Origin of the sequence: Paenibacillus sp. FSL R5-0766 (assembly GCF_037971845.1) — a bacterium.
GTDB lineage: Bacteria > Bacillota > Bacilli > Paenibacillales > Paenibacillaceae > Paenibacillus.
On sequence record NZ_CP150227.1, the window covers coordinates 4,613,399 to 4,627,874 of the forward strand.

Annotated in this window: 11 protein-coding genes; 3 read left to right on the forward strand and 8 right to left on the reverse strand. The window is 48.7% G+C overall.

The genetic code is table 11. The annotated features are described in order from the left end of the window. Nucleotides 1-442 precede the first annotated feature (442 nt). Nucleotides 443-1,303, forward strand: coding sequence for an AraC family transcriptional regulator (locus tag MKY66_RS19950; protein WP_339805702.1), 861 nt, complete (start codon nt 443-445; stop codon nt 1,301-1,303). A 451-nt stretch (nt 1,304-1,754) separates the two neighbouring features. Here MKY66_RS19950 and MKY66_RS19955 read toward each other — a convergent pair whose 3' ends face one another. The 6 genes from MKY66_RS19955 to MKY66_RS19980 form a co-directional block, all read right to left on the reverse strand. Beyond that, nucleotides 1,755-2,675, reverse strand: a complete 921-nt coding sequence (locus tag MKY66_RS19955; protein ID WP_076211344.1) for a hypothetical protein — start codon at nt 2,673-2,675, stop codon at nt 1,755-1,757. A gap of 8 nt (nt 2,676-2,683) precedes the next feature. Next, on the reverse strand, nt 2,684-4,051 hold the full coding sequence (locus tag MKY66_RS19960; protein WP_076211347.1) for a nucleotide sugar dehydrogenase: 1,368 nt from the start codon (nt 4,049-4,051) through the stop codon (nt 2,684-2,686). A 154-nt stretch (nt 4,052-4,205) separates the two neighbouring features. Further along, complete coding sequence (locus tag MKY66_RS19965; protein ID WP_076211349.1) at nt 4,206-5,009, reverse strand: response regulator; 804 nt, start codon at nt 5,007-5,009, stop codon at nt 4,206-4,208. A 237-nt stretch (nt 5,010-5,246) separates the two neighbouring features. After that, complete coding sequence (locus MKY66_RS19970) at nt 5,247-6,647, reverse strand: glycosyltransferase (RefSeq protein ID WP_179088526.1); 1,401 nt, start codon at nt 6,645-6,647, stop codon at nt 5,247-5,249. Nucleotides 6,648-6,669: 22 nt separating this feature from the next. Next, a complete protein-coding gene (locus tag MKY66_RS19975; protein ID WP_076211351.1) occupies nt 6,670-7,878 on the reverse strand; it encodes a HEAT repeat domain-containing protein in 1,209 nt (402 codons plus the stop codon). A 26-nt stretch (nt 7,879-7,904) separates the two neighbouring features. After that, the gene (locus tag MKY66_RS19980) at nt 7,905-10,130 is read right to left on the reverse strand and encodes a hypothetical protein (protein ID WP_076211353.1); all 2,226 of its coding nucleotides are present in this window, start codon (nt 10,128-10,130) and stop codon (nt 7,905-7,907) included. A gap of 856 nt (nt 10,131-10,986) precedes the next feature. On the opposite strand from MKY66_RS19980, the gene MKY66_RS19985 reads away from it, so the two are divergent. Both MKY66_RS19985 and MKY66_RS19990 read left to right on the forward strand, forming a co-directional pair. Further along, nucleotides 10,987-12,231 (forward strand): DNA polymerase IV, encoded by a 1,245-nt coding sequence (locus MKY66_RS19985; RefSeq protein ID WP_076211355.1) that lies wholly within the window; start codon nt 10,987-10,989, stop codon nt 12,229-12,231. Further along, nucleotides 12,228-12,569, forward strand: coding sequence for a YolD-like family protein (locus tag MKY66_RS19990; RefSeq protein ID WP_076211356.1), 342 nt, complete (start codon nt 12,228-12,230; stop codon nt 12,567-12,569). Before MKY66_RS19985 ends, MKY66_RS19990 begins: the two co-directional genes overlap by 4 nt. A gap of 215 nt (nt 12,570-12,784) precedes the next feature. On the opposite strand, the gene glsA is transcribed toward MKY66_RS19990, so the two are convergent. Both glsA and MKY66_RS20000 read right to left on the reverse strand, forming a co-directional pair. Further along, the gene (gene glsA, locus MKY66_RS19995; RefSeq protein ID WP_076211359.1) at nt 12,785-13,726 is read right to left on the reverse strand and encodes a glutaminase A; all 942 of its coding nucleotides are present in this window, start codon (nt 13,724-13,726) and stop codon (nt 12,785-12,787) included. A gap of 60 nt (nt 13,727-13,786) precedes the next feature. After that, nucleotides 13,787-14,269 carry a GNAT family N-acetyltransferase gene (locus MKY66_RS20000; RefSeq protein WP_076211361.1) on the reverse strand — a complete coding sequence of 161 codons (483 nt, stop codon included), beginning with the start codon at nt 14,267-14,269 and terminating at the stop codon, nt 13,787-13,789. Nucleotides 14,270-14,476: the final 207 nt, after the last annotated feature.

Consider the following 14,476-nt stretch of genomic DNA (forward strand, 5'->3'; position numbering starts at 1 on the left):
ACTTGGCCGTTCCGGTTACGAATCGTTCTTACGATCACTGTTATCTCCAGATTTTTTGATCCCCTTTTCTAAGGGGAAATCCGGAGATAAAGGTGAACACTACGTTTCTTCAGAATCGATTTCGTCCCCTCCACTACGTTTGCACTGGTTGAAATTGATTTTTAAAGTGTGCCTAATTTCTAATTCATTTTCAAAACACATATCCAAATGCCGATTAATTAACTTGGTTTAATAGGTATGGACATCATATCAATTGATTTGTCTGTGAGCAATGTCATTTCGCGGCAATTTTGTTTTGTCATTTTGTGGTCTTTTCTCAGATTTAGGTCTTCCTGATCTTGAATATATATAAAACCCACCTGTATAATAGGTTATAAGCGAAACTTTTAGATCGTACGAACGATACTTATACAATAAAGAGGTGTTCCTGATGACCGAGAGCATGAAGGAGGACCACCATGAGTTTTTGGAACTTATTTTCTTCACTCCATCTGAATTCGAGAAAGCTGGTGGCGCCTGGCCGATTCGCATCGGACGAAATATAGCCAAGACCAACTATCATATTGGTCCGCGCACTACGCCTTATCATTATTTACTGTTTGTGCTGGAGGGGGAAGGTACATTCATACAGAACGGACAGCGTCACGCCCTTCGAGCCAGGGATGCGTTCTGTCTATTTCCGCATGTTACCCATGAGTACTGGACGGACCCAGAAGACACGTTGCAGAAAATATTTATTGCCTTTGATGGTGCACATGCAGCCGAGCTACTGTCTCGAATTGGACTTACACCCGACTCACCGCACCGTTCAGGTGTACTGACACCGGAGACTGCAAATGCCATGCGCTCGTTCATGGAGGATGTTCGCAAACCGCAGGACCGGGCGAGTGATCTGGGACGACTCACCCGATTTCTAAACCTCTTCGACCGAATTGCCCGGTCCCCCGCAACCAAAGGATTGCAACCGGATTCAGCCACACCTTGGCTCCAGAAAGGCAAGGAATACATGGACATTCATTTTGCAGGCGGCATCTCCGTGGAAGGTGTGCCCGCTCATGCGGGTGTGGATCGAACCCATTTTGCCAAACAGTTCCGCAAAGCCTATGGTCTGTCCCCTGTGCAATATATCCAACAATTGAAAATGAATCAGGCCAAACGCCTGCTGGTGCAGACGCCGCTAAGCTTAACTGAAGTCGCTCATTCCGTAGGTTACCCGGACTTGTTCTCCTTCTCCAAAGCGTTCAAAAAGCAAGTTGGTCTGCCGCCCAATCGCTATCGCACAGCGGAGAGCACGAAAGAATGAGGGAGCGACCTTTTGCTCCCTAGCCTATAATCCATGCCTCATGCACCACGCCTTGTGTACGGTTTGTACGATACCGCGTCTACCAAATTGCCAATAGACTCCTGAGTTTCATATCCTGCACATCATAGTGCTGCAAAACCCATTACTATATAAATTGAACTAAACATTTACACGGGAACGGAGAGGACAGAAATAACCTGAAGAAGCGGAGCGTTCGCCTTTATCACCAGATTTTCTCCTTTGTAAAGCCAAATATAAAAAATCTGGGGATAACAGCGATCAGAAGGTTGTTCTGTCATCGGAGTGGCAAGTGTAAATTTTCTTTAGTTCAATTTATATAGATCCACCACCAAAAAAGGCAAGCCCCATCTACTCGGGACTTGCCTTCTTTCTATACAATAGTCTTGACGCATGTACCAGGAACCAGCAACTTGTTAACACTGACCTAACGCTATTCCTTCTTTTCATCCTTGCGCGCAAGCGGAATACCGTTCTCCTTCGCATACCATGCTTCATAATGATGCACAGCTACACCTGCAAATGAAGAATGAGAGGTACCGAGATCAAACACCTTTGCCATCTCTTCATTCATGTTGCTAACCGGTTTACGGAAAAAGGTCAGGTGATCCCCCTCGTGTGTATCCGCGAGTTCCGCTCCGACCCAGACTTTCTTGCCGAGATCATCCGCTTCGTCCAGTTCTTCCTTGGACAGATCATACATCTGCTGCCCACTATCCCGGTAAGCCATAATGGCCACCGCATCAAAGTGGGAGATCACCCAGCGACTGAATGTACCTCCTTCAGCCGACTGACGGGCATCAAGCCAGAACGGAATGGCAGCGCTCATGTACAGTCCGGCATCCTCGCCGGCTTTTGTCCAGGCCTTCATGTTGTTCTGCCACTCTGCAATGACGCTGCTCTCCTCGTTCTCCCAGCGCTTCAACTGATACGGCTCCACATCCAGTTGAATGCCTTCGAAGCGTTCATTCTTGGCCGAAGCTGCATTGTATGCTCTTACTCGCTCGATAAAAGCAAGTCCTTCATCCCGCTTCTCCTCATAGGCCCAGTCTGCATGACCGTTAAGTCCATGCACTTCAATCTCAGCCTGTCGGGCAGCCGCAATGAATTTACGGTATGTTGCGTCAGGCAGCTCATCCTGGATTTGCAGGAAGATGGTATCTACGCCCTGTTCTTTGGAAAAGGCAATAATCTCAGGCGTTTGTTCTGCAATAATGGACGCGTCCCACAGCCAGGTCGCTTTGTGTTCCTCTGCCGAGAACCATTTGAACATCCAAGATAGAAGCAGCAGGCACAATACCACAGCCAGAATAGCCCATTTCGCCATACCCACCAGTTTGCCCCGTTGCCTCATATATTTCCTCAGACGAGCAACGCTTCACTTGGTTCAAGCACAGGATGCTGTACCGAGTGACCAATCTTGTAGATATGCGGATGTGTGTACGAACGGAACGCATTACGTGTATCCAGAATCGGGACACCCATCTCGGCAATATCAAAGTAAGGCAAATCGCTGTGGTTGGTGATCAGCACGATGCAATCGTACTTCTTGAACTGTTCCAGATTGAACACTTCGCTGTATACTGTCTCCCCATGCTTGTCTTGGAAGGAATCCGCGTGTGGATCGTAGTAGCTAACGTTAGCTCCACTTTCCTTGAACAGTTCATATACTTCCAGTCCTGGTGATTCACGCAGGTCGGCAATATTAGGCTTGTACGACATGCCGAGGAGCAGAATATTTGATTTACGTACGGATTTAGCGTATTCGTTCAGAATCGTTGACGTTTTGTTCAATACATAATATGGCATGTTGTCATTGGTGGATTGCGCCAGCTCAATGAATTTGCTATAGAAACGGAAGCCTTTGGCTTTCCATGACAGGTACATCGGATCCAGCGGAATGCAGTGTCCACCGATGCCTGGGCCTGGATAGAATGGCATAAAACCAAATGGTTTCGTCGCCGCCGCGTCAATAACTTCCCAGATATCGATACCCATACGATCGCACATCATCGCCATTTCATTCACAAAGGCAATGTTCACGCTGCGGAATGTGTTCTCCAGCAGTTTGGACATTTCAGCTACTTTCGGCGAAGATACCGGTACTACCGTTTCTACATATTTGCCATACAGTGCTGTTCCGAGCTTCAAGCAAGCTTCGGTCGTGCCTCCGATTACTTTCGGCGTATTAAATGTTGTGAAACGTCCGTTGGACGGGTCTACACGTTCAGGCGAGAAGCAGAGGAAATAGTCTTTACCTGCTTCTTGTCCGATCTTGTCCAGCTGCTGCTGGATCAGTTCTTCGGTTGTACCTGGATAAGTGGTGCTCTCCAAGGTAATCAACATGCCTGGTTTCATATGCAGTTTGATCTGATCCACAACCGTCTCGATGTAAGACGTATCCGGGTCCTGATTCTCACTAAGCGGTGTCGGTACGCAGATACTGAGTGCGTCGATCACGCGCAGCATGCTGTAATCTGTCGTTGGCTGAAAACGACCGCTTTGCATTACTTTTTTCAACTCATCAGACGAAATATCGTGAATATAGGAATCTCCTTGATAGATACTTTCTACTTTGGACGCATCCAGATCAATTCCGATTACCGTGAAACCTTGATTGACCATTTCCACGGCAAGTGGAAGTCCTACGTAACCGAGCCCGACAACGCCGAGTACAGCTTCTTTATTTTCAATCGCATTCAGTAATGTGTGGAATTGTTGATTCTCCATGATATTCCCTCCGGGCAGTGTATTTGGTGGTGCTTAAAATCCATATAAATAGATGAGTGTCTGTGCTCTAAATGTTGCTCTAATCTATCTGATTCATAGTGTAAAAAAAGCTCTTACTTTGCACTTCACACAATCAGCTTATTCAAGCCGTCTTCTAATGCAGGCAGCGTCTGATTCGGGCATCCAGTTCTACAGGCGAGAACGGTTTGGTCATGTAATCATCGACTCCGCTGCGGAAACATTGACTAATCGTCTGCTCGACACGCTGTTCGGTCAACACGACAATTTTGGGTGGCTGCTCCATCTCCAGATTCTGAATATGATGGATGAACGGCAGACCGTCGATGCCATACAGATTCAGCTCCGTGAGCACCAGGTCTGGTGTAACCTTCTCGATCAACTCCAGTGCAGCCAGTCCATCGACGGCTTCATAGGTTTCGTATCCCTGCATCTTCAACCGCAACTGCAGGAATTCGCGTACCGTAGGATCGTTATCCACAATCAAAATTCGTTCCGGCTCGTCCGCCGTATTGTCCAGCGTGTAGATATGAATCTCCGACGAATCTATAAGCTTCGAGGACTCAGCCATATGCTGAATGGTTGCCTTCGAAGGGCGCTCCCCTTCCGGGAAACTGGCCAGTGTAATCTGTGGATCGGCACCGGGTACAGTCTCTTGCAACTCATGCTTGATCCGAAGTCCTTCATAATGAACTTCATCCAGTGACAACCCTGGCAGCAGGACGGCAATCGCCTGAGTGGCCCCATCCTTCCACACCTGGAAAGCTGTCCCGCTCGTTTGCTCCAGATGTGTCCTGACCTGCTGCTCAGGTTGAGAGTTTCCTGCACAATGGATGAACATTAAGCCACATGTTTCGGCACCCGTTTCCTTCAATCCCTGTTCTACACTTCGGTACACATTAACGGCAGCCTCACGCTGCAATGTCGCCGTATTTGGCATGTTCTTTTCCACCCTTCTCCTCGATTATCTATATAAGTCCCAAAAATGTTATTTACACTGACACTCCGATGACAGAACAACCTTTCGATCACTGTTATCCCCAGATTTTTTGATTCCTTTATACAAGGGGAAATCCGGGAATAAAGGCGAACGCTTCGCTTCTTCAGGCTTTTTCTGCCCTCTCCGTTATCGTGTAAATGTCTAGTTGGACATATAATTGTTTTGATTATTCTTTACTTAAGCGGCTTCGCTTGTTTTCTTCTCATCCTCGGACCAGCTTTGGCGTGTCATGGTACCCCATGAGTTGTTGTTTTGCATGAACTGCACATGTCCCTGCAATCTCCACAGTACGCCGAGCTGATGGTAACCCACGAATTTCAGCGCGGAGTAGACCAGCATTTTGACCAGATCGGAGAGTTTGTTGTAACGTTTGAAAGCAATCTCCTCCAGGACAAGTGCGCCCACACTCAGCAGGTAACCACTCACGAAGTTCAGCAGTCCAAACAGAACCAGGATCGGCCACTGGGTCATATCCAGAAGCACATATCCAGCGAGAGCCAGAAGTCCGGTAATCCGAAAATACGGGTTCAGCGCTTCAAAAAGGACGTTATATGGCATGGTCACCATACCCATAACCTTATATTTTGGATTGAACAACATGCCGCGATTCTCGATCATGTTCTTCAGATTCCCACGGCCCCAGCGCTTGCGCTGACTGGACAAGATCCGGTAGGAATCCGGTGCCTGCGTCCAGCACACGGCCTCAGGGCAGAAGGCAATGCGATACTTCAATTTGTTTTCCAGCATGTAACGGTGAAGTTTGATGATGATGTTCATGTCTTCCCCAGGATAACCATCCCGGTATCCACCTACGGCGATAACAGCGTCCTTACGGAACATACCGAAGGCACCGGAGACAATGATCAGACCGTTCATGTGACTCCAGCCAATCCGTCCGCCCAGGAAGGCTTTGAGATATTCGATCGACTGGAACATGGGCCAGATTTTGCGTGGCAGTGATACATCTTGCACTGCCCCATTTTCAATTTTGCAGCCATTGGCGATCCGTACATCTCCACCGATGGCTACCGTCTCTTCCGGATTCTCCATATACATGCGTGCCATGCGGATCAGGGCATCCTTCTCCAGCAACGAATCAGCATCGATGGATGAGATTAGCGGATAATGAGACAGGTTGATCCCGGCATTGAGGGAATCGGCCTTACCGCCATTTTCCTTGTCAATGACATACAGATCCGGGAACTCCGGGTTATGGTAGATCCCACGAATTTTCTGACAGGCGATCTTGCCCCGAATCTTCGTATTGGGTACTGGCTTCAGACGATATTCTTTCAACAGGATATTCAGTGTGGCATCACTGGAACCATCATTCACAACAATGACTTCATACGTTGGATAATTCAGCGTCATCAGACAGTTCACATTTTCAATAATCGTCAGTTCCTCGTTGTATGCCGGTACCAGCAGAGAAACCGAAGGTACCAATTCCGAGCCTGACAATGTATTGTATTTGGAATAATGCGACCGCCGGAAGATCGTCCAGATGTTACGGAACGATAAGGCCAGAATGGAAAAGTAGAGCGTATTTACAAAAACAACATAGTAGATTGCGACCATTCCGTAGATTAATAGCAGATCCCTAAGCAGTGTAATCCCCTCCTACCGTAGCAACACCTGTGCGCTTCTTGCTGGTTCTGTTCTCTCGGACAGGGCCAAAATAGCGATCGTACAGCAGTCTTTTTTTGTTATGTGCAATCATCTGCTCTACAGCTCTGTCATCGGTTCTCGTATGCTGCATGGTACTCTCAATCTGCTGCATCGCAATCTCGCGTTCAGCAACTGTACCTTGCACCGCAGCCTGACACAGCGCTTCGAATCCCGGTTCACCGAGCTTGCTCAGACTCTCCGCACTGTTATATCGAACTCTCCAGTCTTCATCCCGCAGCGCTTTGCGCAGTAATGGAATACTGCCAGATGCATGCTTGGAACCAAGCGCTTGTACCACTTCGGCGCGAACTTCCGGATCGGGGTCCTGGATCAGCTTCAGAATCGTCTCATCCCGGAGCGCCGGACTTGCGCTAAGATACAGCTTCACTGCTTCGGCACGTACATCCTGATGTTCTGCGCCTACCAGTCTGTCGAGTGCAGGCATCACTTCAGGTACAGCCTGCCCCCACATGGCAACCAGTCCGACTTTGACAAAATCAGGATTCCGGTCTTCCAGCAATTCGATTAGAATTCTGCTCGTATCCAGACTCGTTTCGAGCAGAATATCTGCTGCCAGATGGTGAATGGACTTACCTTTGGTTAACAGCAATGCGAGCATGTCTTTCAGTTCACCTTGCCGAGTCGTACATCTGGAGATGGAACGACCAATCATAATGGCCATCGGGCCCGGTTTCTCATCCTTCAGCAATTCCATCAAGCCCGGAACGGCTTCGGGACAACGCATGCCACCCAAGCGATAAGCCGCATCAATCTGGCGACCGTAACGCAGACGGCCCAGTTCCTTCAGATCATGCTCTACGAATCCTGCTTCACGGCACAGTGCGATTAATTTGTCGCGATACTCACCCTTGAACTGGTCGATCCATTCAATCAGCCTGTCCTGAATGACTCTGCGTTCCAGCGGAGCCAGTTTGCCTGGTGGCAATTTGAGCGGACTATTCTCGGTCAAGGCTGTTTGCAGATAGGTGAAGTAATCACGCTGCTTCACTTCATAAAACGCCGTCTTGCGTCGTTTGCCATTGTGGGACATTTTCATGGCAAACAATACGATGACGCCTACAACAACAAGTGCGATACAGATGTACAAAAACAGATAGGCCAAAGCCAAACTTGGAAACATGTGAAAAGGTCCTCCTTTATACTCATTTATTCGATCTGAAAACTAGGAATTTTTTCATAACTCTTCTTCATTTTTTCGTAGCTTAGCTTCAGGCGTTCACTATACTGCACCTGCTCCCAAGGCTGCCAGCTATATACCGGCAATGTCTTCAGGTCCAGGGTCGTCTGTTCACCCCCAGGCCAAGATACTTTCTTCGTGGCGCGGTCCGTTAACCACGGAATGAGGGTAACGCCTTCCACAGCAACTGTGGAGAATTCACGTCCATTCTTGAGCGGTCCATAATCGATCGCTTGCAGCGAACTCGGATCACCGAACCCGAGCAGCATCCAGGGAATTCGCATCTCCACCTGATTGCCGTTATACTGCCATGCCGTTAATGAATCCGTATCGGGCTGACCGGGAGCCGTCGTTCCCCGTTTCAATGTTCCGACCTTTTCATTCATGAATGGATGGGCAGATCGGGTATCTGGCGGTGTCATTCTCAGGCTGACTGCCAGATTCCATGGGTGGAACGGATCTGCGGAGTCTGACTGCTGATCTGGCAGCATGTCGTATCCTTCCTTGCCATATAGACGCTGATTAAAGTCATAATCCTTGGCAATCTCCACCTGTGATTCTTCATCCTGCCCCAGTGTAATCACCGTCTCAAGACCATCACTGAGTGTTCGGCCCGGGAGTAACTTGTCAGGCTGACTGCCTCCGGCAAGTGTATCGGTCCCAATTCGCAGCACTGTCTTAGCCGGGTCAAACGGTTGATCCAAGGTCAGCCCAATATACAGATAGGCTTCATCATGGGTCATCTTCATTTCCTGAATGCCGTCCACTTGGCCCTGCCAGGTCGTGACCTCTTCATCCTTCAGATCATCCCAGTCATCCAGTGATCCGTCGATGGTCAACTGTTCCTGTTTACCAGGGTCCATGGCAAGCAGACCAAACATTTTCTCGTTTGTCAGCACGTTCAGCCAATATGCACGGCGATCAGCCGGGATTTCCAGTGGCATCGTGTTCCATGTTTTTTTGAACCATTCATCCTGCCACATGAACACAATTGCTCCCGAGTATCCTTCATCATAGATATCCTGCGTCAGTGACGCGTCAATATCTCCCTGCTCTACTTCGTTATGTCCACCCTGATTCCGGCCTCCCATACCCAGATGGGAAATACCAAGAGAAGAGGGTACGCCATACTCTGTAATCATTACAGGCATATCGGAAAACTCGGCTTTCAGCTTGCGCAGATAACTTCTGTACGTGTTGTACTCACCGTTCTCATCCTTAATGGTTTGGAGTGTTTTATCAATATGGAACAGATCCGGGTAATACGGGTACACATGGTAGGCTGCAAAATAACCTCCCTGCCACGCCTCCGGCTGAATATGTCGGGCATCCACACTGACGAGATCCTCTTCATACAGCGGCTCGCCGGGATGATCCAGCACATCGGTGGTTACCCAGTTGGTGAAGGTCATCGGATGTTCCCATCCATACTTCTTCTCCAGGACCGCCGTATGATCCAGCAGCTCTGCGAGCCAGTTCTCGAACGGTGACGCTTCTGGACTCGCCGAGAAATGAACTCCCTTGTACTGCGGCACGTCCGCATGTTTTGCGTTTGTATTGTCTACCATCGCCGGGTCCCATTCCGTCCCCACATGCCAAGCCATCAGGTATTTTCCTGCATTCGTTTTGTATTTGCCGCTGGACTCTCCCTGCTTGGCAGGAATGTCCGCATCGCCATAGACAGCAGATACGGCCTTTTCAATCTCCTGCTTGAACGTCTGCTCAATATGGGTCGCATAGGCATCCTGTTTCTCAATCAGCTCTTCTTCAGGTGACCATATGCCCTGTATAAAATATAACGGTTGCTCCCGGCCGCGGTTATATTCGACCAATGCGGAGTAGAAAATCGGTTCGTGAACCGTGTATACCCGAATTACATTGGCTCCCAGATCCTCGATCTGCTGGAACCACCGCAAGTAATCCTCTTTGGTCAGCGGGAATTCTCCCGGGTAATGCCCCGGTGAAGTTGCGCCCAGGTTGACACCTTTGACGAACATCTCCCTCCACGTTCCATCCGGCCCGTATTCCATGAACCGGTCTCCATCGGTCTTGAATTTCATCTCCGTGCCGTTCTCCGCTGTGTACGTAACGAGCTTGGGTTGCATATAGTGCCACCCGGCAAATATCCCGCCAGTCACCACCACTGCTCCTGTCAACACCGTTAATAACCAGCGTCTTCGTCTTTGTCTGCTCATGTCTTTAGATTGCTCACCTCTCTATTATGCATCCTGCTTCAACACCGAATGGTCCAACATGAAGCATAGGAATCATTCTGCTTCGGATGTCCGCTTGGTAGAGATGTCAGCGGTGTAGTTCTCACTATAGCGCTAAGACTCTGCATTTGTAACTAGGCTGATGGAAGCAAACATGAAATGGAACATTCTGCCCATGATTCATAAAAAGGTCCATCAACTACCACTCGGAAGCCTCTGGGATACCTCTGATTCCCAAACACTAATATTTGCTCGAATTGCATGGATTAGATGCCTGCTGATCTTGCACTTCTGGAACCTTTATTGTTATGTGCAACGCGGTTACAGGCATCGTTTTCCGTTTGAACACATACCCCATTAAACGCGAGTCATATGTTAAAGTTGCGGACCTTTTTACAGTATTAACCATAAAGATTACAAAATTGATACTATAGTCCGATAACGCATCAGCGATATTCCGCGTCACATCAAGGTTTTCTGAAAAATGCAGAAAACCAAAAAAGGACGTCAGTCCCCCTCTATAGGACTGTGCCCATTTATAACCCTTTTACAAAAACCTAAATGAACGCCCGGTCATCACCCAGAGGTCACAGATCTCTCACATTAAATGTAAAAAAGCACATCTTATTTCCTAATTTCTGCCTCTAATATAGCTAATCCATAATTGTGTCCAATTTGCAAAATAATTCCGGTTGCCGCATTTTGGATTGTCAGATATGCTTATAAAACAAGAACACTTGTTCCATACTGTAAATAAACTGTTAATTATCGATGTTCAAATGAAGATAATGGATGCTTAACAGAAGAGCTTAGCATCACGGATAAGGAGAGAAGTCTTATGCCCCGCCAAGACAGACGTGTCATCATGCTGGCAGACTGCCAGTCATTCTATGCCAGTGTGGAGAAGTCTGCACATCCCGAATACAAGGACCTCCCTCTCGTTGTTGCGGGAGATCCGGCGCGCCGTTCGGGTATTATTCTTGCGGCCTGTCCACTCGCCAAGTCCTATGGAATTACGACAGCAGAACGACTGGGCGAAGCGCTCGCCAAATGTCCGGATGTTGTTGTTGTTCGCCCCCGGATGGCCGAGTACATTCGGGTGTCCCTTCATATTACGCGTATCCTTCAGTCTTACACCGATCTGGTGGAACCCTATAGTATTGACGAACAGTTTCTCGATGTCACCGGAAGCCTGGATCTGTTCGGCAGTCCTGAGACGATTGCCCGCAGCATTCAATCGAGAGTGATGGATGAGACGGGTGTGTATATTCGAATCGGTATCAGTGATACCAAGGTCGTTAGCAAGATGGCCTGTGACCTGTACGCCAAGAAAGTTCCCGGGGGCATCTGCACGCTGCCTCGCAAAGATCTGCCTTCAACCATCTGGAAGAAGCCTGTGCGAGACATGTTCATGGTTGGTTCCCGCATGGCGCAGCATCTCTACAAGATGGGCGTCCATACGATCGGTGATCTGGCCCAGACCCCACTGTCCCGACTAAGAGAACGTTGGGGGGTGAATGGCGAGGTACTGTGGCGTATTGCCCGTGGTATCGACGATTCTCCGGTCAAACCCGGGACATATGCTCATCAGCAGCAGGGGATCGGACATCAGATGACGCTACCCCGGGACTATGACTCCTGGGAAGATATCAAAGTGGTACTGCTTGAACTGGCGGAACTCGTCAGCCGACGTTCCCGGGACAAATCGCTCATGGGCCATGTGGTCTCGGTTGGATGTCGCGGACAGGATTATGATCGGCCAACCGGTTTCTCCCGCCAGATGAAGGTGAATGAACCCACCAACATTACGGATGAAGTATATGATGCGGCCGCAGCTCTGTTCCTGCGCCATTGGGACGGATTACCCATCCGCCGTATCAGCGTGTCACTGACCGGACTTGTACCCGATTCCGAAGTACAGCTGTCCTGGTTTGATGACCGCGAACGTAAAAGAGAATTGGAACGTGCCACGGATGATATCAAGCGCAGGTACGGAGAAACCGCCATCATGCGGGCATCCTCCCTCTGCTCGTCCGCCCAAGCCCATGAACGTTCTCATAAAATTGGAGGTCATTATAAATGAGTAAAAAATTGCAGCAAAACGGTATCTTCGAATCCTCACGCATGATGCTTCCCGAGCACCGGGAAGCCTACATTCTTCATCAGGAACAACTTGCTCCTCGTACCCGCCCATCCCTGGATGCCCAGGCCGCGGAAGAAATGTCCCGTTTGCTTAGCAACTCGATGATGCTTGGAGATAAGGTCACTATTACGTTGTTTCACGAACATGACGATATCCGTTACACGGGGCAGGTGCTTCGGTTGGACCGCCCTGCCCGGACCCTCAGACTACTGATGGAAGATGGGTCCCGGGATATTCAGATGAACCTCATTACAGATGTGGCCCTAGCCGATGACTGAAGGGAGATATACCCACCCCGATGTTGTGGATATTCCATGATAGATGCAGCATAGCCGTTGTCATGCAGGACTGTCTTCCTACACTTCCAGGTGAATACCAAAAGCAGCCGACGAGACATATCCAGACCATTCACTTCGTTCTAAAGAAGCAAAATATCAGATACGTGATTCATCGGCTACATATAAGGGTAAAGCTTCTTTTTTCTGAAAAACTTTTAGAAAAAACTCCAGTCGAATTCCTTGGACAGACGCTCGAGCAGATGCACGCCGGCAATACTGTTGCCTTTGCGATTCAGAGCCGGGCCAACAAGACCTATGCCGAATTGTCCCGGTACAAGGGTCAGAATTCCACCGGATACTCCACTTTTGGCGGGCAATCCAACCTCGATGGCAAATTCGCCTGATGCATTATACATACCACAGGTGGTCATGAAGGTTTTGGCAATCTGAACATAGCGACGAGGGATGAGTTCTTCTCCCGTAATTGGATCTGTTCCATTGTAGGCCAGAACGAGTGACATTCGAGACAAATCTGCACACGTCACTTCAATGGAGCAATGACGGAAATACACGGCAAGCACGTCTTCAACGTCATCCTTAATGACCCCGTTGTGCTTCAAAAAGTAGCCAAGTGAACGATTCATATGACCACTCTCCGATTCGGACTGAAACACCTCTTCGTTATAGCCCAGCTGATCATTGTGTGCCAGTTTGCGGAAAAACTCCAGAATGCGCCGTGACTTCTCCTCCTTACAGTCTCCTCCAACAAGCGAGGACACCGTAATCGCACCCGCATTGATTAATGGATTGAACGGGATTCCGGGTTCAACTAGTTCAAGCTTGATCATCGAATCGTAATCGTCGCCTGTGGGTTCTTTTCCTACATTAAAGAAGACTGCTTCTTCACCATGGTCCATTAAGGCCAGAATAAGGGTAAATACTTTGGAGATACTTTGCATCGTAAATGGGACACCGCAATCCCCTGCCGACACATAGTTCCCTTCGGCGTCCATGATATGTATACCAAGCTCATCCTGAGAGGCTTTCACAAGCTCTGGGATATAAGAAGCCACCTTACCCTGCCCGGTGTGCAGACGACTGGTCTCCAGCCACTCCGGCAGCAATGCATTCAGACGTTCCATGGTTGAATTGCTCATATGTCATCTCCTCCACATCTCTATATAAGAAAGCATCTGATTACCCTCAGAACAGTTCCTTTACCGCTTCATTTGAAGATTCAACTCCAAAATTTCGCCGGGAAGACCATCGTAATCGCCTGTCCAGGTAGATACAAAGTTCTGTCTGGTCAAGATCCGGCGGGAAGCAGCGTTACCCGGATCGATAACTGCATAGAGTGATCCCATCCCTGCGGCTTGTGCCTGAATAATCAACCGTGACGCTATGGATGTGCCTTGACCTTTGCCCCAATGTTCAGGCAAGATCATGTAACCTATCTCAGCCTTGGTCGGGTCCTCCTGATCCGGAATCAATTTGGCATACGCTACACCGGCCCCATCTTCACTGAATACCCGGTAATGTCCGCAAGTGGAACGCTCATTAAACTCCAGCATGGACTCGAATTGCGTTCTCGCCTCTTGCTCCGGTATTGCACGTTCTGTAATCTGTTTCATTACTTCCATATTGGAAACCAACGCATAATAATCATCAAAATCAGGTTGTGTGTATTTAATGAACTTCATGATATGCCTCCTCTGGGGTACATAACTTATCTTGGTCTTGTTGAATTCACCTAGAGTATAACAGATGCGAAGGATGGAATGCACACAAGGCACCACGCTTGCAGGCAGCCAGATGATCCGATAGGCCAACAAGTCAGCAATCTGACAACTGTAGATACCAAAAAGCGGCCTCAACTGGAGACCGCTTTGCTTACTTTGTTTTAATTT